21 protein-coding genes are annotated in these 23,689 nt (G+C 75.0%); 11 read left to right on the plus strand and 10 right to left on the minus strand.

Going from position 1 to position 23,689, the window contains the following annotated elements:
* The first annotated feature begins 181 nt into the window (after window positions 1-181).
* Genes ACIQVI_RS18995 through ACIQVI_RS19015 form a run of 5 tightly spaced genes read left to right on the plus strand, consistent with a single transcriptional unit; the run spans window position 182 to window position 5,661 of the window.
* Entirely contained in the window at window positions 182-1,681 is a 1,500-nt protein-coding gene (locus ACIQVI_RS18995; RefSeq protein ID WP_403597077.1) for a CoA-acylating methylmalonate-semialdehyde dehydrogenase, read from the plus strand.
* Between the two features lie 17 nt (window positions 1,682-1,698).
* Entirely contained in the window at window positions 1,699-2,835 is a 1,137-nt protein-coding gene (locus tag ACIQVI_RS19000) for an acyl-CoA dehydrogenase family protein (protein WP_403598672.1), read from the plus strand.
* Window positions 2,832-3,914: an enoyl-CoA hydratase/isomerase family protein gene (locus ACIQVI_RS19005; protein WP_403597080.1), complete on the plus strand. Its 1,083-nt coding sequence runs from the start codon at window positions 2,832-2,834 to the stop codon at window positions 3,912-3,914. Before ACIQVI_RS19000 ends, ACIQVI_RS19005 begins: the two co-directional genes overlap by 4 nt.
* Window positions 3,911-4,891, plus strand: a complete 981-nt coding sequence (gene mmsB / locus ACIQVI_RS19010; protein WP_403598675.1) for a 3-hydroxyisobutyrate dehydrogenase — start codon at window positions 3,911-3,913, stop codon at window positions 4,889-4,891. The genes ACIQVI_RS19005 and mmsB overlap by 4 nt, the downstream gene beginning before the upstream one ends.
* The gene (locus ACIQVI_RS19015; protein ID WP_351972292.1) at window positions 4,888-5,661 is read left to right on the plus strand and encodes an enoyl-CoA hydratase; all 774 of its coding nucleotides are present in this window, start codon (window positions 4,888-4,890) and stop codon (window positions 5,659-5,661) included. The genes mmsB and ACIQVI_RS19015 overlap by 4 nt, the downstream gene beginning before the upstream one ends.
* A 61-nt stretch (window positions 5,662-5,722) precedes the next feature.
* Here the strand turns inward: ACIQVI_RS19015 and alaS are convergent, their stop codons facing one another.
* Together alaS and tsaD are read right to left on the minus strand one after the other, a co-directional pair.
* Window positions 5,723-8,368: an alanine--tRNA ligase gene (alaS, locus tag ACIQVI_RS19020; RefSeq protein WP_403597083.1), complete on the minus strand. Its 2,646-nt coding sequence runs from the start codon at window positions 8,366-8,368 to the stop codon at window positions 5,723-5,725.
* Window positions 8,369-8,425: 57 nt separating this feature from the next.
* Window positions 8,426-9,496 (minus strand): tRNA (adenosine(37)-N6)-threonylcarbamoyltransferase complex transferase subunit TsaD, encoded by a 1,071-nt coding sequence (gene tsaD / locus ACIQVI_RS19025; RefSeq protein WP_403597086.1) that lies wholly within the window; start codon window positions 9,494-9,496, stop codon window positions 8,426-8,428.
* A gap of 245 nt (window positions 9,497-9,741) precedes the next feature.
* On the opposite strand from tsaD, the gene ACIQVI_RS19030 reads away from it, so the two are divergent.
* Window positions 9,742-10,728, plus strand: a complete 987-nt coding sequence (locus ACIQVI_RS19030) for an MBL fold metallo-hydrolase (protein WP_403597089.1) — start codon at window positions 9,742-9,744, stop codon at window positions 10,726-10,728.
* 92 nt (window positions 10,729-10,820) lie between these two features.
* Entirely contained in the window at window positions 10,821-11,657 is an 837-nt protein-coding gene (locus ACIQVI_RS19035; protein ID WP_403597092.1) for a YqjF family protein, read from the plus strand.
* Here the strand turns inward: ACIQVI_RS19035 and ACIQVI_RS19040 are convergent.
* The 3 genes from ACIQVI_RS19040 to ACIQVI_RS19050 all read right to left on the minus strand — a co-directional run bounded on the left by ACIQVI_RS19040 (window position 11,620) and on the right by ACIQVI_RS19050 (window position 14,828).
* Window positions 11,620-12,078, minus strand: coding sequence for an SRPBCC family protein (locus ACIQVI_RS19040; protein WP_403597095.1), 459 nt, complete (start codon window positions 12,076-12,078; stop codon window positions 11,620-11,622). The two genes, ACIQVI_RS19035 and ACIQVI_RS19040, sit on opposite strands and share 38 nt — an antisense overlap.
* Window positions 12,079-12,227: 149 nt before the next feature.
* Window positions 12,228-14,294: an NAD-dependent DNA ligase LigA gene (gene ligA, locus ACIQVI_RS19045; RefSeq protein WP_403597098.1), complete on the minus strand. Its 2,067-nt coding sequence runs from the start codon at window positions 14,292-14,294 to the stop codon at window positions 12,228-12,230.
* A gap of 138 nt (window positions 14,295-14,432) precedes the next feature.
* The gene (locus ACIQVI_RS19050; protein ID WP_351972298.1) at window positions 14,433-14,828 is read right to left on the minus strand and encodes a RidA family protein; all 396 of its coding nucleotides are present in this window, start codon (window positions 14,826-14,828) and stop codon (window positions 14,433-14,435) included.
* Between the two features lie 132 nt (window positions 14,829-14,960).
* Between ACIQVI_RS19050 and ACIQVI_RS19055 the strand changes: the two genes are divergently transcribed.
* The 4 genes from ACIQVI_RS19055 (at window position 14,961) to thpR (ending at window position 19,375) form a co-directional block, all read left to right on the plus strand.
* On the plus strand, window positions 14,961-15,935 hold the full coding sequence (locus tag ACIQVI_RS19055; RefSeq protein ID WP_403597101.1) for a helix-turn-helix transcriptional regulator: 975 nt from the start codon (window positions 14,961-14,963) through the stop codon (window positions 15,933-15,935).
* A 244-nt stretch (window positions 15,936-16,179) separates the two neighbouring features.
* The gene (locus tag ACIQVI_RS19060) at window positions 16,180-17,097 is read left to right on the plus strand and encodes a peptidoglycan-binding protein (protein ID WP_403597104.1); all 918 of its coding nucleotides are present in this window, start codon (window positions 16,180-16,182) and stop codon (window positions 17,095-17,097) included.
* 53 nt (window positions 17,098-17,150) lie between these two features.
* Complete coding sequence (locus ACIQVI_RS19065; RefSeq protein WP_403597107.1) at window positions 17,151-18,587, plus strand: choice-of-anchor A family protein; 1,437 nt, start codon at window positions 17,151-17,153, stop codon at window positions 18,585-18,587.
* Window positions 18,588-18,730: 143 nt separating this feature from the next.
* Window positions 18,731-19,375, plus strand: coding sequence for an RNA 2',3'-cyclic phosphodiesterase (thpR, locus tag ACIQVI_RS19070; protein ID WP_403597110.1), 645 nt, complete (start codon window positions 18,731-18,733; stop codon window positions 19,373-19,375).
* 25 nt (window positions 19,376-19,400) lie between these two features.
* On the opposite strand, the gene ACIQVI_RS19075 is transcribed toward thpR, so the two are convergent.
* From ACIQVI_RS19075 to ACIQVI_RS19095, 5 genes are all read right to left on the minus strand, one after another.
* Window positions 19,401-19,922, minus strand: a complete 522-nt coding sequence (locus ACIQVI_RS19075; RefSeq protein WP_403597113.1) for a hypothetical protein — start codon at window positions 19,920-19,922, stop codon at window positions 19,401-19,403.
* An 81-nt stretch (window positions 19,923-20,003) separates the two neighbouring features.
* Window positions 20,004-21,197, minus strand: coding sequence for an ABC transporter permease (locus ACIQVI_RS19080; protein ID WP_403597115.1), 1,194 nt, complete (start codon window positions 21,195-21,197; stop codon window positions 20,004-20,006).
* Window positions 21,194-21,919: an ABC transporter ATP-binding protein gene (locus ACIQVI_RS19085; protein ID WP_403597118.1), complete on the minus strand. Its 726-nt coding sequence runs from the start codon at window positions 21,917-21,919 to the stop codon at window positions 21,194-21,196. Before ACIQVI_RS19085 ends, ACIQVI_RS19080 begins: the two co-directional genes overlap by 4 nt.
* The gene (locus ACIQVI_RS19090) at window positions 21,916-22,995 is read right to left on the minus strand and encodes a peptidoglycan-binding protein (RefSeq protein ID WP_403597121.1); all 1,080 of its coding nucleotides are present in this window, start codon (window positions 22,993-22,995) and stop codon (window positions 21,916-21,918) included. The genes ACIQVI_RS19085 and ACIQVI_RS19090 overlap by 4 nt, the downstream gene beginning before the upstream one ends.
* Entirely contained in the window at window positions 22,992-23,639 is a 648-nt protein-coding gene (locus tag ACIQVI_RS19095) for a hypothetical protein (protein ID WP_403597124.1), read from the minus strand. The genes ACIQVI_RS19090 and ACIQVI_RS19095 overlap by 4 nt, the downstream gene beginning before the upstream one ends.
* Window positions 23,640-23,689 lie beyond the last annotated feature (50 nt).

Consider the following 23,689-nt stretch of genomic DNA (forward strand, 5'->3'; position numbering starts at 1 on the left):
ACCGGTCCGTACCCACGACCCTGGTGATCCGGCGGAGCGAGCGGCGACCCCCGCGCTCACCTAGCTCTTCGGCGGCCCCGCGCCGCCCTGTCCCACGGCGTTCCCCCTCGGCGCACCCACCCGGTGCGGCCGGCGGTCCGCCGTGCCATCCCCGGATCCGACCTGACGAGAGCAGGCCCCCATGGTCCGTGAACTCACCCATTTCATCGGCGGAAAGCACACCGCCGGCACGTCGGGCCTCTTCGGCGACGTGTACGACCCCAACACCGGCACCGTCCAGGCCCGCGTCCCGCTCGCGGGCCGCGCCGACACCGAGCACGCGATCGCGGACGCGGTCGCCGCCCAGCGCGAGTGGGGCGCGTGGAACCCGCAGCGGCGCGCCCGCGTGCTGCTGCGGTTCCTCCAGCTCGTCGAGGACGAGCGCGACACGCTGGCGAGGCTGCTGTCGGCCGAGCACGGCAAGACCGTCGCGGACGCCCACGGCGACCTGCAACGCGGCCTTGAGGTCGTGGAGTTCGCCGCGGGCATCCCCCACCTCCTCAAGGGGGAGTTCACCGACAACGCCGGAACAGGCATCGACGTGCACTCCCTGCGCAGCCCGCTCGGCGTCGTCGCCGGCATCACCCCGTTCAACTTCCCCGCGATGATTCCGCTGTGGCAGGCCGCGCCCGCCCTGGCCTGCGGGAACGCCTTCATCCTCAAGCCGTCCGAACGCGATCCGTCCGTGCCGCTCCGGCTCGCGGAGCTGTTCCTGGAGGCGGGGCTCCCGGCGGGCGTGCTCAACGTCGTCAACGGCGGCGAGGAGGCCGTCACCACCCTCCTCGAAGACCCCAGGGTGCAGGCCCTCGGCTTCGTCGGCTCCACCCCGATCGCCGCGCACATCTACGCGACGGCCGCCGCCCACGGCAAGCGCGCCCAGTGCTTCGGCGGCGCCAAGAACCACATGATCGTGATGCCCGACGCCGACCTCGACCAGGCCGTCGACGCCCTGGTGGGGGCCGGTTACGGCTCGGCGGGCGAGCGCTGCATGGCGATCTCCGTCGCCGTGCCCGTCGGCGAGGAGACCGCCGACCGGCTGGTGGCCGCGCTCAAGGAGCGCGTCGCCGCCCTCCGGATCGGCCGCTCCGACGACCCGGAGGCCGACTTCGGGCCGCTGGTGAGCCGGGACGCCCTGGAGCGGGTCGACCGCTACGTCGACATCGGCGTGGAGGAGGGGGCCGAACTCGTCGTCGACGGGCGCGGCTTCACCCTCCCCGGCCACGAGGACGGCTTCTTCGCGGGCGCCACGCTCTTCGACCGGGTCACCCCGGACATGCGGATCCACCGCGAGGAGATCTTCGGCCCGGTGCTGTGCGTCGTGCGCGCCGCCGACTTCGAGGAGGCCCTGCGGCTGCCCAGCGAGCACGCGTACGGGAACGGCGTCGCCGTCTTCACCCGGGACGGCGACACCGCCCGCGAGTTCGCGCGCCGGGTCGACACCGGCATGGTCGGCGTCAACGTCCCGATCCCGGTCCCGGTGGCGTACCACACCTTCGGCGGCTGGAAGGCGTCCGGGTTCGGCGATCTGAACCAGCACGGGCCGGACTCGATCCGCTTCTACACCCGTACCAAGACCGTCACCTCGCGCTGGCCCTCCGGGGTCAAGGAGGGCGCGAGCTTCACCATGCCGACGATGGGGTGAGCGGAGTGTCCACCACCATGCTCACGAAGGACCAGCTCGCCCTGGCGGAGGTCACCCTCGACTTCGCGCAGGAGCAGCTGAGCCCGCACGCCGTCGCCTGGGACCAGGACAAGCACTTCCCGGTCGACGTCCTCCGCAGGGCCGCCGACCTCGGCCTCGGGGGCGTCTACGTCCGCGAGGAGCACGGCGGTTCCGGTCTCGGCCGGGTCGACGGCGTCCTCGTCTTCGAGTCCCTGGCCACCGGCTGCCCCTCCATCGCCGGATACCTCTCCATCCACAACATGGTCGCCTGGATGATCGACCGGTACGGCGACGACGCCCAGCGCGGGCGGTGGCTCCCGGACCTGTGCTCGGCCCGCAGGCTCGGCAGCTACTGCCTGACCGAGCCGGGCGCCGGATCCGACGCCGCCGCGCTGCGGACCCGGGCCGAACGGGACGGCGACGACTACGTCCTGACGGGCGTGAAGCAGTTCGTCTCCGGGGCGGGCGCCTCCGACGTGTACGTCGTCATGGCCCGTACGGGCGCCGAGGGGCCCGGCGGGATCACCGCCTTCGTCGTCGAGCGCGACGACCCGGGAGTCTCCTTCGGCGCCAACGAGCGGAAGATGGGCTGGAACGCGCAGCCCACCCGGCAGGTGATCCTCGACGGGGTGCGGATCCCCGCCGGCCGGCGTCTCGGCGCCGAGGGCGAGGGCTTCCGCATCGCCATGCACGGCCTCAACGGCGGCCGGCTCGGCATCGCCGCCTGCTCGCTGGGCGGCGCGCAGAGCGCCCTGGACCGCAGCCTGTCGCACCTCGGGGACCGGGAGGCCTTCGGGGCCCGGCTGATCGACGCGCAGGCGCTGCAGTTCCGCCTCGCGGACATGGCCACCGAACTGGCCGCCGCCCGCGCCCTGGTGCGGCAGGCGGCGGACGCCCTGGACCGGGGCGACCCGCAGGCCCCGCGCCTGTGCGCGATGGCCAAGCGGTTCGCCACGGACACCGGGTACTCGGTCGCCGACCGGGCGCTCCAGCTGCACGGCGGCTACGGCTATCTGAACGAGTACGGCATCGAGAAGATCGTCCGCGATCTGCGGGTGCACCGGATCCTGGAAGGAACGAACGAGATCATGCAGGTCATCGTCGCCCGGGGACTCACGGAGACGCTGCGGTGAGCGCCGGAGAGCACGATTCCGGGGACGTCCTCGTCCGGGTCGAGGGACGTGCCGGGTACCTCACCCTGAACCGTCCGAAGGCGCTCAACGCGCTCACCCACGCCATGGTCCTCCGTCTCGACGAGGCCCTGGCCGCGTGGGAGCGCGATCCGGCCGTGGAGACGGTCGTGATCCGCGGGGCGGGCGAGCGCGGTCTGTGCGCGGGCGGCGACATCCGCGCCATCCACGAGGACGCCCGTACGGGCGGGACGGCGTCGGCGGACTTCTGGCGCGACGAGTACCGGCTCAACGCCCGGATCGCCCGCTACCCCAAGCCGTACGTGGCGCTCATGGACGGGATCGTCATGGGCGGCGGCGTCGGCGTCTCCGCCCACGGCACGGTCCGCGTCGTCACCGAGCGCTCCAAAGTGGCCATGCCCGAGACCGGCATCGGCTTCGTGCCCGACGTCGGCGGCACCTACCTCCTCGGGCTCGCGCCGGGCGAGCTGGGCCTCCACCTCGCCCTGACCGGTGCCGTCGTCGGCGGGGCCGACGCCCTGCTGTGCGGGCTCGCGGACCACTTCGTCCCCTCGGAGCGGCTGCCGGAGCTGGCCGACGACCTCGCGCGGACCTCCGTCCACGGCGCCCTCGCCCGGCACGTCCAGACGCCTCCGCCGGGCGAACTGGCCGCCGCCCGGGAGTGGATCGACCCCTGCTACGCGGCGGACACCGTGGAGGACGTCCTCGCCCGGCTGTCCGACAGCGGCGTCCCGGCGGCCAAGCAGGCCGCCGAACTGCTCCTGGCCAAGTCCCCGACCGCGCTCAAGGTGACCCTGGCCTCGGTGCGCCGGGCACGGCGGCTCGGCCCGCTGGAGCGGGTCCTGGAGCAGGAGTACCGCGTCTCCTGCGCCGCCCTGTCCTCCCCCGACCTGGTGGAGGGCATCCGCGCCCAGGTGATCGACAAGGACCGCGACCCCCGCTGGTCCCCCGCGACGCTCGCCGGGGTGGGCGCGGCGGACGTGGACCGGTTCTTCGCCCCGCTCGGCGACCGTGAACTGCGGCTCGCCGGGCCCGGATCCCTTCAGGAGGTGCCGTGGTGACCCGTACCGTCGCCTTCGTCGGACTCGGCCACATGGGCGGCCCGATGGCCGCCAACCTCGTCGGGGCCGGACACCGCGTCCTCGGGTACGACGTGGTGCCGGAGGCCCTGGCCGCCGCTGCCGCCTCCGGGGTGGAGCCCGCCGCCTCCGCGGCGGCGGCCGCGGCCGGGGCGGACGTGGTGATCACCATGCTGCCGGCCGGCCGGCACGTCCTGGAGCTCTACGGCGAGCGGGGTCTGCTCGCCTCGGCGCGGCCCGGCACGCTGTTCGTCGACTGCTCCACCATCGACGTGGCCGACGCCCGCGCCGCGCACGCGGCGGCGCGCGCCGCCGGGCACCGGGCGCTCGACGCGCCCGTGTCCGGCGGGGTGGTCGGGGCGGAGGCCGGGACGCTCACCTTCATGGCGGGCGGCGGCGCGGAGGAGTTCGCGGAGGCCGAGCCGTTCCTGTCGGCCATGGGCGGAAAGGTCGTGCACTGCGGGTCGGCCGGGGCCGGGCAGGCGGCGAAGATCTGCAACAACATGATCCTCGGGATCTCGATGATCGGCGTCAGCGAGGCGTTCGTCCTCGCCGAGAGCCTGGGCCTGGACCACCGGGCGCTGTACGACGTGGCGTCCACGGCCTCCGGGCAGTGCTGGGCGCTCACCGTCAACTGCCCGGTGCCGGGACCGGTGCCGGGCAGCCCGGCCAACCGCGACTACCGGCCGGGCTTCGCCGCGCCCCTGATGGCCAAGGACCTGAACCTCGCCGCCAACGCCCTGCGGGCCGGCGGCGTGGACGCGCAACTGGGCCTGAAGGCGGCCGAGTTGTACGCGGCGTTCGCGGAGGGGGACGGCGCCGGGCTGGACTTCTCGGCGATCGTACGGACGATCCGGGGGTCGGGGGCCGGGACGGCCACGGCATCCCCCGCGTCCCCGGCGTCCCCGGCATCCCCGGCATCCCCGGAGGAAACGACTACGGACGGAACGGCCCCATGACCTACGAGACCATCCTGGTCGAGCGCAAGGACCGCGTCGCGCTCGTCACGCTCAACCGCCCCGAGGCGCTCAACGCCCTCAACCTCCGGGTGATGGAGGAGGTCGTGGCGGCCGTCGAGGAGCTGGACCGGGACCCCGGCGTGGGCTGCGTCGTCCTGACCGGGTCGGAGAAGGCGTTCGCCGCGGGCGCCGACATCAAGGAGATGCGTCCGCGGAGCTACATGGACATGTACCTCTCCGACTGGTTCACGGCCTGGGACCGGCTCGGGCAGGTCCGTACGCCCACGGTCGCGGCGGTCGCCGGGTACGCGCTGGGCGGCGGCTGCGAGCTGGCGATGCTCTGCGACGTCCTGCTGGCCGCCGACACGGCGGTCTTCGGGCAGCCGGAGATCAAGCTCGGGGTGATCCCCGGCATCGGCGGCTCCCAGCGGCTGACCCGGGCCGTCGGCAAGGCGAAGGCCATGGAGCTGTGTCTGACCGGCCGGACCATGGACGCCGCCGAGGCCGAGCGGGCCGGGCTGGTGTCCCGGATCGTGCCGGCGGACGAGCTGCTCGCCGAGGCGTGGGAGGTCGCCGGCACGGTGGCGGCGATGTCCAAGCCGGTCGCGATGATGGCGAAGGAGTCCGTGAACCGCGCCTTCGAGACCACGCTCGCCGAGGGCGTGCGCTTCGAACGGCGTCTGTTCCACGCGGTGTTCGCCACGGAGGACCAGAAGGAGGGCATGTCCGCGTTCGTGGAGAAGCGGCCTCCGGGGTTCGTCCACGGCTGATCCGGAAGGGACCGGGAGGGGGTGGGTGACGGTCCGTTACCCACCCCCTCCTCTTACCGGCTCACTGTTCGGCCACGACCCGGGGCAGGTCCGCCAGGATCGCGGTCAGGTCCCCGGCGGGGACACCGCCGCCCTGGGCGATCTCCGGGGAGCCGCCGCCCCGGCCGCCGAGGAGCCGCTTGACGGTCGCGGAGGCGTTCCGGCCGGTCTCGCGGGCCGGGGCGTTGACGGTCAGGACGAGTCCGCCCGAGGAGGTGGCGACGGCCACCACGCCGGGGCGCTCGTGCGGGAGGCGGTCGCGGACCGCGAGGGCGAGGGCGCGGGCCTCGTCGGCGGGACCGTCGACGGTCGTGGTGACGACGAGCGCGTCCCCCGCCTCGACGGCCCCTCCGGCGAGTTCGGCGGCCCGCGCGGCCGTGGCCCGGGCCTTCAGGCGGGCGTTCTCGCGGTCGGCGGCCTTGAGCCGGTCGAGGAGGCCGGCGATCTTCTCGGGGAGTTCGGCGCGGGGCGCGTTCAGCTGCTCGGCGATCCGGCCCACGAGGTCGCGCTCGCGGGCGAGGTAGCCGAAGCCCTCGATGCCGACGGCCGCCTCCAGGCGGCGCATTCCGGCACCTACGGAGGACTCGGCGGTGAGGGCGACCGTGCCGATCTGGGAGGCGTGGTCGACGTGGGTGCCGCCGCACAGCTCGCGCGACCAGGGCCCGCCGATCTCCACGACCCGGACCTTCTCCCCGTACGTCTCGTCGAAGAGGGCGAGGGCGCCCTGCTCCTTGGCCTCCGGCAGCGTCATCCAGCGGACGCCGACCGGGAGGTCCCGCCGCAGCGCCCGGTTGGCGGCCTCCTCGACCTCGCTCCGGACGGCCGGGGAGAGGGCGCCGCGCCAGGGGAAGTCGAGGCGGAGGTAGCCGGGCCGGTTGTAGGAGCCGGACTGGAGGGCGGTGGGACCGAGGACCTCGCGCAGGGCCGCGTGCAGGACGTGGGTGCCGGAGTGGGCCTGGCGGGCGCCGAGGCGCCACTCGGGGTCGACGGCCGCGTGCACGGTGTCGTCCACGGCCAGTTCGCCCGCCGTGATCCTGACCCGGTGGACGACGAGGCCCGGCAGGGGCCGCTGGACGTCCACGACCTCGGCCTCCGCCGAGGCGCCGGAGAGCAGGCCCGCGTCGCTGTCCTGGCCGCCGGACTCGGCGTAGAAGGGGGTGCGGTCGAGGACGACGGTGACGAGGTCGCCGGTCCGGGCCACCGGGACGGGTCCTTCGGTGCCGAGGAGGGCGAGGACGCGGGACTCGGTGGTGAGGGTGTCCCACGCGCGCCAGTCGGTGGGGCCGTGCGCGTCGAGGACGGTGCGGAGGGCGGCGGTGTCGGCCGTGCCGCCGGACTTGCGGGCGCGGGCGTCGGCGCGGGCCCGCTCGCGCTGCTCGTTCATGAGGGCGGTGAAGCCCTCGCGGTCGACCTCGACGCCCTGTTCGGCGGCCATCTCCAGGGTGAGGTCGATGGGGAAGCCGTAGGTGTCGTGGAGGAGGAAGGCCTGCGCGCCGGGCAGCGCGCGGCCGCCGTCCGCCTTCACCCCGGCGACGGCGGTGTCCAGGACGGTGGTGCCCTGCTTGAGGGTGGCGCGGAAGGCGTCCTCCTCGCCGTAGGCCTGGTCGGAGATCCGGGCGTAGGAGTCGACGACCTCGGGATAGCTGGGGGCCATGCAGTCGCGGGCGACGGGCAGCAGTTCGGGCAGGGCCGGGTCCTGGAAGCCGAGCTGGCGCATGGAGCGGACCGAGCGGCGCAGGATGCGGCGCAGGACGTAGCCGCGGCCCTCGTTGCCGGGGGCGGTGCCGTCGGCGAGGAGCATGAGGGCGGTGCGGACGTGGTCGGCGACCACCCGGAGCCGTACGTCGGCCCGCTCGTCGTCGCCGTAGCGGACGCCGGCGAGCGCGGCGGCCCGGTCGAGGACGGGGCGGGTCTCGTCGATCTCGTAGAGGTTGTCGACGCCCTGGAGGAGGGTGGCCATCCGCTCCAGGCCCATGCCGGTGTCGATGTTGCGGCGGGGCAGTTCGCCGAGGATCGGGTAGCCGCTCTTGCCGGGGCCCTCGCCGCGCTCGTACTGCATGAAGACGAGGTTCCAGAACTCCATGTACCGGTCCTCGTCGACGGCGGGTCCGCCCTCGCGGCCGAGGGCCGGGCCCCGGTCGTAGTACAGCTCGGAGCAGGGGCCGCAGGGGCCGGGGACGCCCATGGACCAGAAGTTGTCCTCGTCGCCGCGCGCCACGATCCGCTCGTCGGGCAGGCCCGCGACCTCGCGCCAGATGCCGCGGGCGTCGGTGTCGGAGTGGTGGACGGTGACCCAGATCCTCTCGGGGTCGAGCCCGTAGCCGCCCTCCGTCCACGGCTTGGTGGACAGGTCCCAGGCGAAGGCGATGGCCTCCTCCTTGAAGTAGTCCCCGAAGGAGAAGTTGCCGTTCATCTGGAAGAAGGAGCCGTGCCGGGTGGTCTTCCCGACCTCCTCGATGTCCAGGGTCCGCACGCACTTCTGCACGCTCGTGGCCCGCTGCCACAGGGGGGCCGCCTCGCCGGTGAAGTACGGCTTGAAGGGGACCATGCCGGCGTTGACGAACAGCAGGGTGGGGTCGGGGGTGGGCAGGGGCGCGCTGGGTACGACGGTGTGTCCCCGGGCGGCGAAGTAGTCGAGGAAGCGCTGGCGGATGTCGGCGGTACGCAAGGTTCTCACTGCTTCCGGTGGAGGGGGACGATCGGGTTCCGGTGGTGGAGGGGACGGTCAGGCGGCCCGGGCGGAGGGGGCGGGGAGCGGGGTCAGGGAGGCGTACTCCAGGGGCGCGGACGGGTCGATGGACACGTCCAGCGGCGCGGGCTCCGCTCCCGAGCGGACGAGGAGGTCGCCGACGGCGGCGATCATGGCGCCGTTGTCGGTGCACAGCGTCATCGGCGGGACGCGCAGCTCGATCCCGGCGGCGGCGCACCGCCGCTCGGTGAGGGCGCGGACGCGGGAGTTCGCGGCGACGCCGCCGACCACGATCAGCGTCTTGACGCCGTACGCCTCGCAGGCGGCGAGGGCCTTGCGGCTGAGGACGTCGGCGACGGCCTCCTGGAGGGCGGCGGCGCCGTCGGCGACGGGCACGTCGAGGCCCTGGGCCCGGTGCTTCTCGACCCAGCGGGCGGCGGCGGTCTTGAGGCCGGAGAAGGAGAAGGCGTACGGGTCGTCCCCGCCCCGGGTCAGCGGCCGGGGGAAGGCCACCGCGCGCAGGTCGCCGTCCCGGGCGGCCCGGTCGATGGCGGGCCCGCCGGGGTAGGGGAGGCCGAGGATGCGGGCGACCTTGTCGAAGCACTCCCCCGCCGCGTCGTCGAGGGTGTCGCCCAGGTGCAGGATCGGCTCGCGGACCAGGTCCCGGACGAGGAGGAGGGAGGTGTGGCCGCCGGAGACGACGAGGACGACGCAGGGGTTGGGCAGCGGGCCGTGCTCCAGGGTGTCGGCGGCGACGTGCCCGGCGAGGTGGTGCACCCCGTGGAGCGGCACTCCGGCGGCGTAGGCCAGCGTCTTCGCCCCGGCGAGCCCGACCTGGAGGGCGCCGGAGAGTCCGGGGCCCGTGGTGACGGCGACCGCGTCGATCTGGCTCAGCCGCAGCCCCGCCCGGTCGAGGGCCTCCCGGACGACGGGGTTGAAGGAGTGCAGGTGCGCCCGGGCGGCGATCTCGGGCACGACCCCGCCGAACCGCGCGTGCTCGTCCATGCTGGTCGCGACGACGTGCGCGAGCAGCTTCCCGTCCCGCACGATCCCCGCTCCGGTCTCGTCGCACGAGGACTCGATCCCGAGGACTACTGGTCCGCTCACCGTTCCACTCCTTCTGCACTGGCTCTGCACTTGCAATATATGTGCAACAAGGGGGGCGGGGACGAACGGACCGGGACCGCCGAAGGCCCGGGACCCGGTGGTGCGCGATGACATGATGATCGTCACGGGCGGGTGTCCGGGGCCTGCGGGCCCGTACCGCCGTCCGCCCGTCGTCCGTGACGTCCGTCGACTGCCATCGGAGGAGAGCACGTGGAAGACCGGATACGGCCGGAAGGGGCCGGACGGTGAGCGCGCGACAGGCCCCGCCCCCGCTGCCCTCCTGGGTCACCTGGTGGCGGCGGCCCTTCCCCGACGCCAACACGCTGCTGCTCCACGGGCGGCGGCCGGCCCTGGTCGACTCCGGTTTCACGGGGCACGCCGAGGAGACCGCCGACTGGGTCCGCGCCCGCGCGGGCCGCGTCGACCTGGTGGTCAACACCCACTGGCACTCCGACCACGTCGGCGGCAACGCGCTCCTCCAGGCGCGGGGCGCGGGCATCGCCGCAGGGGCGCCGGAGGCCGAGGCGCTCGCGCGCCGGGACCCGGGCTGCTGCGCGGCGGAGTACCTGGACCAGCCGGTGGCCCCGTACACGGTCGACGTGTCGCTCGACGACGGGCAGGTGCTCCGGCTCGGCGACGCCGACTGGGAGGTCGTCCGCACGCCCGGGCACACGCCGGGGCATCTGGCCCTGTGGCAGCCGGACGAGGGGCTGCTCGTGGTCGGGGACGCGCTGTCGGACTACGACGTCGGCTGGGTGAACCCCGCCCTCGACGGCCCCGGGGCGGCCGCCACCGCGCTCGCCTCCCTCGAACGGATGGCCGGCCTCGGCGCGCGCGTGGTCCTGCCGTCCCACGGCCCGGTCCCCGCCGACCCGGCCGCCGCCTTCGACGCCGCCCTGCGCCGGGCGCGGCGCCTGGTCGACGATCCCGCCGGGGCCGTCCTCTACGGCGCCCGGCGGATCTTCGCGTTCGCCCTGATGATCCGCGACGGCATCCCGGCCGGCGAGGTCGAGTCCTATCTGCGCGCCCGGGCCTGGCTGGCCGACGCGGCCCGGCTCCTGGACCTCGCGCCGGAGGCGCTGGCCACCGAGCTCGTCACGTCCATGCGGGGCAGCGGCGCCGTCGTCCTGCGGGACGGGCGCCTGTGCGCGTCCGCCGACCACACCCCCGTACCGGCCGGGTCGCTGCGGGTGCCGTACCCGCGCGCGTGGCCGGTCCAGGAGCCGCGCTGACGGACGCCGCGCGGCGAGGGGCCGGGCGTGCGGGCGCCGCTCCCGGGGGCCGCCGCTTTCCCCGGCCGTCCGTGCTGCCGGATACTTCCGCCATGCCGCCGACGCAGACCGCCCCGGATCCCGAGCCCGTCTCCGCCGATCCCCCGTCCCGTACGGGCCGCACCCTGCTCACCCAGTCCTGGCTCGACCTGGCGTTCCTGCACTGGCCGGTGGAGCCCGCCGAGGTGGCGCCGCTGCTGCCGGCCGGGACCGTGCCCGACACCCTCGACGGGGTCACGTACGTGGGGCTCGTCGCCTTCCGGATGCATCGCGTCGGGTGGTTCCGGCTGCCGGGGCTCCCCTATCTCGGGAGCTTCCCGGAGACCAACGTGCGGCTGTACTCGGTGGACGCCCACGGGCGCCGGGGCGTCGTCTTCCGGTCCCTCGACGCGTCCCGGCTGATCCCGGTGGCCGTGGGGCGGTGGGCCTTCCGCATCCCGTACGTGTGGTCGCGGATGTCCGTCCGGTACGACGGCGCGACCGTCGCGTACGAGAGCAGGAGGCGGTGGCCGGGGCCCCGGGGGGCGCGCAGCTCGATCGCCGTGGAGGTCGGGGAGCGGGTCGGGGAACCCACCGCGCTCGAACACTTCCTGACGGCCCGCTGGGGGATGCACAGCGCGTTCCGGGGGCGTCCGCTCTATCTGCCCAACACCCATCCCCGCTGGCCGCTGCACCGGGCCCGGCTGCTCCACTGCGACGAGACGCTGCTCGCGGCCGCCGGTCTGCGCGGATCCCTCGGGGAGCCCGTCAGCGTGCTCTACTCGCCGGGCGTGCCCGTACGGTTCGGCGCTCCGCCCCGGCTCCCGGCCGGGGCGGTCGTGCCGCGGCCCCGGCGGGGCGGGGACGGGCCGGTCAGCGGGGAGGGATCGCCGCCTCGGCCGCTGTCCTGATCCGGGCGGCGAAGGCGTCGGCGTCCTTGCGGACGGCGGCGAGCGCGAGGCCGACGAGGAGCTTGCCGAGCCCGTGGCCCTCCAGGACGTTGAAGAGGCGGACCCGCGTTCCCCCGCCGGGGAGCGGCTCCAGGTCGTAGCCGCCCTCGCGGGCGGTCACGCTGTTCTTCGAGACCTCGGCCCACCGGATCCGCGTCGGCGCTTCGAGGGCGGTGATGCGGAACTCCCGCGCGGACTTCATCCCGGCGTCCTTGACCGTGCTGCGGAAGACCGTGCCCACGGCGGTCGGGCCGTCGGGGATCCGGTCGATCCGCAGGACCCTGGGGCTGAACTGGGGGTCGTTGCGTCCGTCGGCGAGGTACGCGAACACGTCCTCGACCGGCCGGTCGATCTCGGTCGTCGCTTCGAACTGTCCTGACACGGGTCTCCTCCGGTCGGCCGGGCCGTGCCCCTCCCCCGCGTCGTGCCTCCGGTCCGGTCGCGACGGCACCGCGACCCTATGCGACCTCCGGGCCGCCCGCACGGCGAGCGGCGGCCCGGAGGTCGTACCCCGGGGCCCGGGGGCCGTGTTCAGTCCAGGTAGTCGGCGACCAGGGTGGCGAAGTCCTCCGGGGTGAGGACCTCGACGCCCGCCTCCCGCGCCTTGACCGCCTTGGAGCTCGGCTTGCCTCCGGCGGTCGGGGCGGCGACCAGGAAGGCGGTCCGGGAGTTGACGGAGCCGCCCATGCGGCCGCCGGCCTTCTCGACGAGGGCGCCCATCTCGGAGCGCCCCCAGCCGTCGAGGGGGCCGGTCATCTTCCCCGTCACGACGACGGTCTTGCCGCTCAGCGGCCCCTCGACGGCGTCCTCGGCCCGCTCCGGCCGGGGCTCGGTCATGGTGACGCCGGCCGCGATCAGCTTGTCGATCACGGGGGCGAGCGCGGCGACCTGCCCGACGACGACCGGGGCCTTCTCCGGGCCGATGCCCTCGACGTCCTGGAGGGTGTCGGCGTCGGCCGCGCGGATGGCGTCCATGGTGCCGAAGTGGGCGGCGATGCGCCGGGACATGCTGCGGCCGGTGCCCGGGATGCCGAGGGCGCAGAAGACGCGGCTGAGGGGGCGGGTCTTGGCGGTCCGGATCTGCTCGGCGAGTTTGGCGCCGCGCTTGGCGCTGCCGGAGGCGGTGGTGAGCTGCTCCTCGGTGAGGGTGAACAGGTCGGCGACGTCGGTGACGTCACCGGAGGCGATCAGCGCGTCGACGTACTTCCTGCCGAGGCCGTCGATGTCGAGGATGTCGCGGCCGGCGGCGTACTCGATGAGCGGGGCGAGCGCGCAGGCGGTGCCCTTCGCGCAGCGCCAGCGCTCCTGGCTCTTGTCGATCTCGCCGCCGCAGTGGGGGCACTCCCGGGGCAGCGGGACGGGGACGGCGTCCTCCGGGCGGAGTTCGACGACGGCGGCCTGGACGCGCGGGATGATGTCGCCGGCCTTGTACACGGTCACGGTGTCGCCGATGTGCAGGTCGCGGCGGAGGATGTCGGCCGGGTTGTGGAGGGTGGCGCGGGTGACGGTGGAGCCGTCGAGCTCCACCGGGGCGAGCACGGCGGTGGGGGCGAGCACGCCCGTGCGGCCGACCTCCCAGAACACGTCCTGGAGCACGGTCTGCCGTTCGACGGCGGGCAGCTTGTAGGCGACGGCCCAGTAGGGGAAGCGGGTGCCGAAGCCGGCCGCGGCCTGCTCGGTGGCGCTGTCGGCCTTGACGACGACGCCGTCGATGCCGAACGGCAGGCTCGCGCGCATCGCGGCGATCGCGTCGACCTTCTCCTGCGCCTCGGCGAGCGTGGCGACGGTGTGCAGCCCGGCCGGGGTGTCGGCGGTGGTCCGCACGCCCGTCCGGGCGACGGCGGCGAGGGTCTCGGCGTGGCCGGTCCCGGCGGGCAGGAAGGGCACGCCGTCCAGTTCGACGGCGCCGTACGCCCAGAAGGTCATGGCGAGCCGGTACGGGCGGTCCTTCGCCCGCAGGGTGCCGGCCGTTCCGTTGCGCGGGTTGGCGAAGACGCTCGCGCCGTGCGCGGCGCGCGTCTCGTTCGCGGCCTCGAACTGCTCCTGGGTGAAGAGGACTTCGCCCCGGGCCTCGAAGGTGGCGGGCACGGACAGCCGCTCGGGGAGGCCGACGACGGTGCCGATGACGTGGCTGACGTCCTCGCCGTGGGTGCCGTCGCCGCGCGTGACGATCCGCACGAGGCGGCCGTCGCGGTAGCGGGCGGCGACGGCGGCGCCGTCCATCTTCGGCTCGACGGTGAACCCGCCGGCCGGTTCGTGTCCCAGGCGGCGCTGGAGCGACGCGCCCCAGGCCACGAGCTGTTCGGGGGCGAAGACGTTGTCGAGGCTGAGGAGGCGCGAGGTGTGGGCGACGTCTCCGGCGGGGGCGGCGCCGTCGGCGACCAGGTCCGTGGGCGAGTCCGGGGCGGTCTCGTCGGGGTGCTCCGCCTCCCAGTCCAGCACCGCCAGGCGCAGCCGGTCGTACGCGGCGTCGTCCATGAGGCTGTAGCCCGCGCCGTAATAGGTGCGGGAAGCCTCGCGCAGGCGCTGGACGGCGGCCTCGTACTCGACACGGCCGGACATGCGGAAAGACGCCTCGACGGCGGAAACGTTCGTCATGGGAACATCCTTGCCCACGGGTCTGACAACGCCCGGAACGGCGGTCCGGACCCGAGGGTTCCGCGCCGCCGCCGGGGCCGTTCCGCGTGCCGCCCGGGCGGCCGTTCCGGAACGGGGAGCGGAGGCGGCGCGGTCGCCTCACGCCACGGCGGTCCCCTCCAGTTCGACCATCTGGCCGGGGATCGCCAGTCGCGTCACCCCGAGCATCGTGGTGGCCGGTGCCACCCCGGCGGCGCCCAGCCGCGCCGCCAGCACGCCGTAGTGCGGGAAGAGCAGGTCGACGTCGGTCGTGTAGACGGTGAGGCGGACGAGGTTCGCGAGGGACATCCCGGCCTCGGCGAGTACGGCCTCCAGGTTGTCGATGCCGAGCGCCAACTGCGCGGCCATGTCGCCGTCGTGCTCGGGCCCGCCCTCGCGGTTCGTCGCGGTCTGCCCCGAGACGTAGAGGGTCCGGGTGTGTCCGGACACCAGCTCGCCCTGGTTGAAGCCCAGTTCCTTCGACCAGGTCACCGGGTTGACCGCTGTTCGTTCCATCGTCACATCAGCTCGATTCGGTAGGGGTGCGCGCGCCCGGCGGCCCGGCGGCCGCCTGGCTTCGGCGTCGTGATCAGGAGCCTTCCAGCGAAACGTGACACCTCCCGTCACGTATTCGGTACGGTTCCCGCCATGCGTGCGGATCGGCTGGTCTCGCTGGTGCTCCTGCTGCGCCGGCACGGCCGGCTGACCGCGGGGGCGCTGGCCCGCGAGCTGGAGGTGTCCACCCGCACCGTGCTGCGCGACATCGAGGCGCTGTCCGCGGCCGGCGTCCCGGTCTACGCCGAACGCGGCCGGCACGGCGGCTTCGCGCTGCTGCCCGGCTTCCGGACCGAGCTCACCGGCCTGAACCACGACGAGGCGCTCGCCCTCCTCGCCGCCGGACCGGGGCGCGGCGAGCAGGTGTTCGGCCTCGGCCCGGCCCTCGCCTCGGCCCTGCGGAAGGTGGTCGACGCGCTGCCCGAGAGCCACCGGGCCACCGCGGACGACGCGGCCCGGCGCTTCCTCGTCGACCCGGAGACCGATCTGCTCTCCCGCCGTACGGTCACCGAGGGGGTGCCCGACAGCACGATGACCGTGGTCCGGCGCGCCGTGCTCGCCGGACACCGGCTGCGCATCCGCTACGCGGCCACGGACCAGGAACCGCGGTGGCGCACGGTGGACCCGATCGGCCTGGTCACCGTGCGCGACCGGGCCTATCTGCTGGCCACGCGCTCGGGCGAGGACCGCACCTATCGGCTGTCGCGGGTGCTGACCGCCGAGGAACTCCCCGAGGCGGCGCGGCGGCCGAACCGGGTCGACCTGGACCGGATCTGGCGGGAGCGCTCCGCGCGGTTCCTCTCCGGCGGCGACCACGTCGCCGTGTCGGTGCGGATGGACCCGGCGCGGCGGGAGGAGTTGCTGGATACCGTGCTGGCCGTCCGCGCGGAGGAGCCCGACGCGGACGGACGGCTGCGGCTGGAGGTGACCTTCCAGGACCTCCGGCACGCCGAGTGGGCGCTGTGGCGGCTCGGCACGGACGCGGAGGCCTTGACCCCGCGGTCGCTGCGCGCCTCCCTGCACGACCGCGCCGTCGCGCTGGCCGCCCGGTACGGGCCCTCGTCCTGAGGCGGCCTCAGGACCGGTAGCAGGACCGGTCGTCGGACCGGTCTCGTCACCGGTCAGGAGGGCCAGCTCCGGCATCTCTTTCCCTGTGACCTGCGTCACGCGTTAAAAGTCCTTTAAGAAACAAGGTCTCACAAAGCCCAATTTGCACCGTTTTGAGCACAGTTGACGCTTGCTTTGAACAGCGGTCAATATCTCCACGACTTCGCCACACCTCCCTCGGCTTCACCTCATCTGGAGCACTTTGATGCGCAACAGGGCTGCCCCGACCACAGCGGTCGCTTCCGCCACCGGTGAATCGGCGGGCGCGGAACACCGGGGAGACCGCGTCTTCGGGAAGGTCGCGGAGCCGGACCGGGGCGAGACGGGGGCACGGGGGCAGGACATCGAGCTCTTCGACGCGACCGTGCGGCTGCCCGAGGTCCCCGCCGGGGACACGGCGCCCGCCCCCGGGCCACGGCGGTCCCGGCGCGCCCGCCCGGCGGCTCCGGCGTGGCGGTCCATGCCGCTCCCCCTGATGCTCGCGGGCGCGCTCTCCGCAGGACTTGGCGCCGCGCTGGCGGTGTGGCTCTCCGCCGAACCCGACGCCGTACCGGCCTCGAACCCGTCCGTCTCGCTCCCCGTCCTCGCGACGCACGTCCCGCCGCCCGCCCCGGACACCGCGTCCGGTGCGGCCCCGTCCCCCGGAACGGGCACCGCGCGGGCGTCGCGGTCCGCCCCTCCCCCGGCCGGTCCCTCCGCGTCCGGAACCCCGTCCCCCGATCCCGCCACCGCCTCCCCCACGGACACGGTCTCCCCGGGCGCCACGGCGTCCTCGGCCGCCGCGAGCGCCCCGGAGCCCACGGCGTCGCCGTCGGACCGCCGCCACCGCCCCTCGCACCCCGACCGGAACGAGGACGGACGGGACGGGGACGACCGGAACGGGTGGGACGAGTGGGACGGGAGCGGGCGGGACGGGGTGCAGCGGGGAAGCACCGGCCCCGACGTCGTCGACCTCCAGCGGCGGCTCCAACAGCTCCAGCTCTACCTCGGCCCGGCCGACGGCGTCTTCGGCGAGTCCGTGGAAGTGGCCCTGCGCCGCTACCAGGTGGCGCGGAACATCCCTCAGGAGAACGGCGTCTACGGCCCCCTGACCCGCGCCGTCCTGCGGGCCGAGACCGACTGATCCCGCCCCCGACCGCCCACCCCCCTCACAGGAAACCAGAAAGGTTCACGCACATGAGCTACACCGGAAGAGCGGGCACGCGACTGAGCGGCGCCCTGGCCGTCGCGCTCGTCCTCGGCGTCACCGGCGCGGGCAGCGCCCTGGCCGCGCCCCGGGAACCCGCGCCGGGGACCGCCCGGACGTGCCCGGCTCCCGGCCAGGAGCCCGGGATCGGTCACGAGCCGCGCTTCCTCGACGCCAACGTGGCCCTCTACGCCGGCGGCGACTACACCGCCGACGGCGGCACCGCCGAGGCCGAGGGCCTGCTCGTCATCGGCGGGAACGCCACCTTCGCCAAGGCGTCCGGCGGCACCTTCAACGTGGGCCGCGTCGGCGCCGGTTCCGGCATCCTGCCGGACTCCGGAGCGGTCATGCTCTCCGTGGGCGGGAACCTGACGATCGCCCGGGGCACCCGGGTCGACGTGGGCCACGGCCTCACCACCGGCCCCCGCTACGGCGGCGCGGTCCGCGTCGGCGGGAAGATCGACGACAAAGGCGACCTGGAGACGAACGGCGGCAGCCGCGCCTCGGACCTGGGCGCGCGGGCCGCCCTCACCCCGTACGACGCCTTCGGCGAGACCATACGGGGCGAGTCGGCGTCCCTGGGCGCGCTGAAGCCCACCGGCACGAGCGAGCGTTCGGGCGACACCGTCTCCTTCAAGGGCGGCGGCTCCGGCAGCCCGCAGGTGTTCGAGATCGCCGCCGGGAAGCTCGACGGCGCCTCGTCCTTCGACTTCCGGGCGATCCCCGACGGGGCCCCGGTCGTGGTGAACGTGACGGGCGACCGGGCGGTCGGCATCTCCCCGCTGTCCGTCGGCTTCAACGGCGACCGCGTGGACGCGTACGGCTCGGCGCGCTTCGGCGAGGCCGCGTCCCGGATCCTCTACAACTTCGAGGCGTCCCCGTCGCTCACCCTCGGCGGCGGCGGGAACTTCATGGGCTCGATCCTCGCGCCCGAGGCGTCCGCCGACCTGACGGCCAGCGCGAACGGCCGTGTCTACGTCGGCGGGGACCTGCGGACCCGCGGCTCGGGCAACGAGACCCACAACTACCCGTGGAACGGCTCCTCGACCTTCTCCTGCAAGCCGACTCCGGGCGGGCCGGGCACCACGCCCGCGCCGACACCGACGTCCACGCAGCCCGGGACCGAGCCCTCCGCCCCGGCGCCCTCCACCGCGCCGCCCACCGGGGAGGTCACCACTCCGGCCGCGCCGGGGACGACGGCGCCGGGGACCTCCGGGCCCTCCGCGCCGCCCACCGAGGACGCCTCCGCGCCCGCCGCGCCCGGCACGACGGCGCCCTCGCCGTCCGCCACCGGCACCGGTGACGGCTCGCTCGCGACCACGGGAGCGCAGTTCACCCCGTACGCGGTGGCCGCCGGAGTCCTCGCCGCCGCGGGCGCCGGGATCCTGGTGCTCACCCGTCGCCGCCGGGCCCTCGGCCGGCACTGAGACGACGCCGCCACTGTCACCGGCACCGAGCGGGGCCGGTGACAGTGGCGGCGTTCCGGCCGCGTACCCTCGCCCCGGAGCGGCGCTCCGTCCCGGTCCGGCGGGGCGCGGCGGCCGGACGCACGACGAGCGGGGAACGGAAGATGGGCGAGGAGCCCGGGCAGAGGACACGGGCCGCCGAGTCCGTCAGGGACACCGAGTCCGGCGGGGACGGGCGGGGGCGGTCCGCGACCGTGCGCGTGTTCATCGCGCTCGCGCCGCCCGACGACGCGAAGGACGAGCTGGCCGAGGCACTGGGCCCGGCCTACGCGGCGTACCCGCGCCTGCGGTGGAACCGGATCGAGGACTGGCACATCACGCTGGCGTTCCTCGGTGAGCTCCCGGTCGCGGCCGTCCCGCCCCTCCGGCCGCCGCTCGCGGACCTCGCGGCCGCGCGCCGGCCGGTCGAACTGGCGCTGCGCGGCGGCGGGCACTTCGACGACCGGGTGCTGTGGACCGGGATCGACGGGGACCTGGACGGGCTGCACGGGCTCGCGGCCGAGGTGCGCGCCGTGGTCGGCGCGTGCGGGATCCCCTTCGAGAACCGGCCGCTGCGCCCGCACCTGACGCTGGCCCGCGCCCGCCGCGACGATCCGGCCTCCGTACCGGAGATCGCCGCCGGGCTCACCGGGTTCACCGGGCGCCCGTGGCCGGCCGCGCGCCTGCACCTGGTCGGCAGCGACTTCGGGCGCGGCCCGGGGCCGATCCGCTACCGCGACATCGAGTCCTGGCCCTTCGACGGAGCCTGAGCCCGTCCTCTCCGGGGACGGGTGCTCAAGGGCCGTACGTGCCGCGGCAGAGGTCGGCCGCGCCCATCGGGGCCCCGATCCGTTCGGCCTGGCGGCAGAGGCGGCGCATCTCGGGCTGTCCTGCGGCGGGGGCGGACGGGCGGCGGTGGGTCCGGAGGGACGGCTTCTTCTTCGAGGGGTGGGGGGCGACTCGCGCCCCCTTCTTCTGTGCCCGCTGCTTCTGTGCCCGCTTCTTCGTCTGCTTCGACTTCTTCGGCTTCCCCGTCCTCTCCTTCTGCTCCCTCTTCTCCTTCTTCTTCGGTGCCGGGCGGTCGGAGGCCGGCGTTCGCGCGGGTTCGCCCCGGGGTTCCGTGGTGGCGAGCGCCTCGCGCGGGGCCGCCTGCGTGGGCGCCGGCCAGGTCGGCAGCGGCGTGGGGGCCCGTTCGGCGGCCGGGGCGAGGGCGGCAGGGCGGTCCGGTGGGCCCGGCACGGGGCCGTGCGGGACGGCCACGCAGCCGGCCGTGAGGAACGCGGCGGTCAGGAGGTACGCGGTGCGGCGGGGGTGCATGGGGCCACGCTGCCCGAGCCCGTACGGGACGGGGAGGCGGCACGGCCCCTGTCACCGTGACGAGTGAACCCGGCTCCCCGCTCACGTCGCGTTCAGGGCCACCGTCGGGTGGAGGCGCGAGGCCCGGACCGCCGGGTAGAGGCCGGCGGCCACGCCGATCAGAAGGGTGGCGGCCAGCCCTCCCGCCAGGGACCAGGGCGGGACCACCGGCGTCCACCCCTGGAAGCGGGCGAAGCCGTACGTCGCCGCCGCGCCCAGGACCGCGCCCGTCACCCCGCCCAGCGCCGAGAGCAGCAGCGACTCGGTGAGGAACTGGAGCCGGATCGCGCTCCGGGTCGCGCCGAGCGCGCGGCGCAGGCCGATCTCCCGGCGCCGTTCCAGGACCGAGACGACCATGGTGTTGGCGACGCCCACGCCGCCGACCAGGAGGGCGACCGCGCCCAGGCCGAGCATCAGGGCCGTCAGGCCCTCGTCGGCCGCGGCCCTGGCGGCGAGCGCGTCCGAGGGGCGGGAGACCGTGACGCCCACCTCGTCCCCGGGCCTGAGGGTGCGGGCCAGGACCGCCCGTACGTCCTCCACCGAGGCGTCCGCGGACCGTTCGAAGACCGTGGTGGGATGCCCGTCGAAGCCGAAGTGGCGTTCGGCGGCGGGGAATCCGACCAGGGCCACCCGGTCCAGGGTGGGGACCAGTTCGACCGGCGCGAGGATGCCGACGACGACCACGCGCGTGTCGTTCATCATGATCGTCTCGCCGGGCCGGGTGACGCCGAGGCGGTCCGCCGCCACCGCGCCGAGGACCGTGACGGGGAGGCGCTCGCGGGCGCGGTCCAGCCAGACGCCCCGGTCGACCTCGCCGCCGAGCGCGGTCAGCAGGTCGGTGCGGGCCGCCTGGGTGGTGACGCCCGCGGTGCGCTCCTCGGGGACCACGTCGCTGCGGCGGACGCGGGCGTCGACGTCGGCCGTGGCGGTGGCGTGCCGCACCGGGCCGATGCGCTCGACCATCGCGACCGCGTTCTTGGGCAGCCGGACCGTGCGGCCCGTGGCGTCCTTGCCCGCCTCGGCGGTGAGGAGGTTGGTGCCGAGGCGGTCGAGCCGGGCCATGAGGTCGGCGCGGCTCGACTCGGACAGGCCGACGACCGCGACCACGGTCGCGATGCCGAGGGCGATGCCGAGCGCCGAGAGGACCACGCGGGCGCGCCGGGCGCGGAGGCCGACCGCGCCGACGCGGAGGACGTCGCCGGGCGCGAGCCGGGAGGGCCTGAGGTCGTTCCTCACGGGCCGGTCACCTCCGTACGGGGGCCGGGGCGGTGGGCGGTGCGGGTGTCGGAGACGATCCCGCCGTCCCTGAAGCGGACCCGGCGCGGCAGCGAGGCCGCGATCTCGTTGTCGTGGGTGATGACGCAGACGGTGGTGCCGGCCGCGTTCAGCTCGCGCAGCAGCTCCATGACGATCCTTCCGGACGCGGTGTCCAGCGCCCCGGTCGGTTCGTCCGCGAGGAGCAGCGCGGGGTTCCCCACCAGGGCGCGGGCGATGGCCACGCGCTGTTTCTCGCCGCCGGAGAGCTCGTCGGGGGTGTGCCCGTACCGGTGGTCGAGGCGGACGCGCGCGAGCGCTTCACGCGCGCGCGTGCGCCGTTCCCCCAGGGGCACGCCCGCGTAGAGCAGGCCGTCGGCGACGTTGTCCACGGCGTCGCGTCCGGCCGCCAGGTGGAAGTGCTGGAAGACGAAGCCGATGCGGCGGGCGCGGAGGGCGGAGAGCCGTGCGTCGGAGAGGCGGGACACGTCGTGCCCGGCGATCCGGACGGTGCCCGTCGTCGGCCTGTCGAGGGTGCCCATGACGTGGAGCATCGTGGACTTCCCGGAGCCGGACGGTCCGACGACGGCGAGGAGTTCGCCCTCCTCGACGGTGAGGTCCACGCCGCGCAGGGCGTGGACGCCGCCGAGGTACGACTTGGTGGCGCCGCGCAGTTCGACGACGGGGGCCTGGGGCCGGTTCACGGTGCGGCCACCCCCACCGTCGCGCCCTCGCGGAGGTCCGGGCCGCTGACCTCGATCCGCCCGTCGGCGGTCATGCCGGTCTCCACCCGCACCATGGCCGAGGTGGTGCCCCGGACGACCTGGAGGCCGTAGCCGCCGTTCTCGCCGCGCAGGGCGACGACCGCCTCGACGGGGACCACGAGGACTCCCCTGCGGGCCTCGCTGACGAACGTCACGCTCGCGGGTGCCTCGGGGTCCTCGCCGGAGGCGGCGTCCGCCCCGCCGTCCAGGACGACCTCGACGACGATGTCGTCCTCGGCCGCGCCGCCCTCGGCGGAGGTCTCCTCGGGGCGTACGGTGCCGGCGACCCGGGCGGGCACGGTCCTCCCGCCGGGCAGGGTGACCTCGACCTCGGTGCCGGGCGCGGTGAGCGCGCCGTCGTCCCGGTCGAGCCGGGCCCGTACGACGGGTCTGGTGGAGGCGACCGTGAGGACGGGTCCGCCGGGGGCGACCTGGTCGGCGAGCGCCGCGTCGGCGGAGACCACCTTGACCCGGCCGGGCTGGAAGACGACGTCGCCCCGGCCGACCCTGCCGGTGGGGTCGCGGTTGAGGGACTTCTGCCACCGCTCGACGGCGGCCTCGGTGTCCTCGTCGTAGCGCGTGTCGACGTACAGGCCCCGCCCGTATCCCAGGTCGCGCAGGTTGCGTTCCAGCTGGAGCACGTCGCTGCCCCGGTCGCCCGCCCTCATCTCGCGGAACATGGGGACGGGTCCGTAGAGGAGGGTGACGGGCTTGTCGTTCAGCTCGTACAGCGCCTCGCCCCTGCTCAGGGTCTTCCCTTCGGGGGCGGCCACGGTGACGGTGCCCTCGACGGCGGACCTGACGACGCGGCGCCGCGCGAAGTCGAGCCGGCCGTCGACGGTCTTGGAGCGGACGAGGTCGGTGCGGACGACGGTCGCGGTCGCGGGCGGCAGGTCGCCGCCCTTCCCGGCCGGGGACGTACCGCCGTGGCCGTCGCCGAGGAGCAGGGCGCCGCCCGTGGCGGCGGCCGCGACGGTCGCCGCGCCGAGTGCGAGGAGGGTGGTGCGGCGCCTCACTGCAGGCCGTCCAGGCCGTCGAGGAGCTTCGTCCGGCACGTCTCGCGGGCCTTCTTGTACGCCGGGGAGTCCTGGTCGATGACCGGGGAGGCCGGGTTCGGGTCGCCGCCCGGCTGGGCGTTGCCGTCGCTCATGGTCGGGTTGGTGAAGCGGGAGACGCCGTTGTCCCTCATGCAGGCGGCGTGCGCGAGCATCGACTCGTAGTCCTTCTGCTGGTCGCGCCGGGGCTCGACCGCCATGACGCCGCGGAGTTCGGGGACGCAGACGCCGTCCTTGCCGCCCTTGTAGGCCTCCTGCTGTCCGGGCCGGGAGGCGATCGCCCCGATCCTGTCCCAGTCGAGGTGGCCGCTGAGCTTCGGGTCGGGGTAGTCCGCGTAGCCGCCCTTGGCGCGCATACACCGGACGTACTTCAGCTGGGCGTCGTAGAAGGCGCTCTTCCCGGCGGGCGGGGCGGCGGAGGCGCCGGCCCCGGTCGTGGCCGTGGCCGCGGAGGGGGCCGGGGTTCCGGGGGCCGAGGCGACGGCGTCGCTCTCCCGGACGCCGCCGGCGTCGCCGCAGGCCGCCGTGAGGGCGAGGACGGGAAGGAGGACGAGGACGGCGAGGCGCGGCCGGGGGGCCGTGCGGGAGGTGGTCGTGAGGATCATGGCGGCCACCCTCGCCACGGCATGTGATGGCCTCCGCATGGCCACATGAT

This window comes from Streptomyces sp. NPDC098101 (genome assembly GCF_044760185.1).
Classification (GTDB): domain Bacteria; phylum Actinomycetota; class Actinomycetes; order Streptomycetales; family Streptomycetaceae; genus Streptomyces.

What these genes read in the sequence shown, in the direction of transcription:
- ACIQVI_RS18995 (WP_403597077.1), top strand. Translation starts at nt 182, where the DNA reads ATGGTCCGTGAACTCACCCATTTCATCGGCGGAAAGCACACCGCCGGC.
- ACIQVI_RS19000 (WP_403598672.1), top strand. Translation starts at nt 1,699, where the DNA reads ATGCTCACGAAGGACCAGCTCGCCCTGGCGGAGGTCACCCTCGACTTC.
- ACIQVI_RS19015 (WP_351972292.1), top strand. Translation starts at nt 4,888, where the DNA reads ATGACCTACGAGACCATCCTGGTCGAGCGCAAGGACCGCGTCGCGCTC.
- ACIQVI_RS19035 (WP_403597092.1), top strand. Translation starts at nt 10,821, where the DNA reads ATGCCGCCGACGCAGACCGCCCCGGATCCCGAGCCCGTCTCCGCCGAT.
- ligA (WP_403597098.1), bottom strand. Translation starts at nt 14,294, where the DNA reads ATGACGAACGTTTCCGCCGTCGAGGCGTCTTTCCGCATGTCCGGCCGT.
- ACIQVI_RS19050 (WP_351972298.1), bottom strand. Translation starts at nt 14,828, where the DNA reads ATGGAACGAACAGCGGTCAACCCGGTGACCTGGTCGAAGGAACTGGGC.
- ACIQVI_RS19055 (WP_403597101.1), top strand. Translation starts at nt 14,961, where the DNA reads ATGCGTGCGGATCGGCTGGTCTCGCTGGTGCTCCTGCTGCGCCGGCAC.
- ACIQVI_RS19060 (WP_403597104.1), top strand. Translation starts at nt 16,180, where the DNA reads ATGCGCAACAGGGCTGCCCCGACCACAGCGGTCGCTTCCGCCACCGGT.
- ACIQVI_RS19065 (WP_403597107.1), top strand. Translation starts at nt 17,151, where the DNA reads ATGAGCTACACCGGAAGAGCGGGCACGCGACTGAGCGGCGCCCTGGCC.
- thpR (WP_403597110.1), top strand. Translation starts at nt 18,731, where the DNA reads ATGGGCGAGGAGCCCGGGCAGAGGACACGGGCCGCCGAGTCCGTCAGG.
- ACIQVI_RS19075 (WP_403597113.1), bottom strand. Translation starts at nt 19,922, where the DNA reads ATGCACCCCCGCCGCACCGCGTACCTCCTGACCGCCGCGTTCCTCACG.
- ACIQVI_RS19095 (WP_403597124.1), bottom strand. Translation starts at nt 23,639, where the DNA reads ATGATCCTCACGACCACCTCCCGCACGGCCCCCCGGCCGCGCCTCGCC.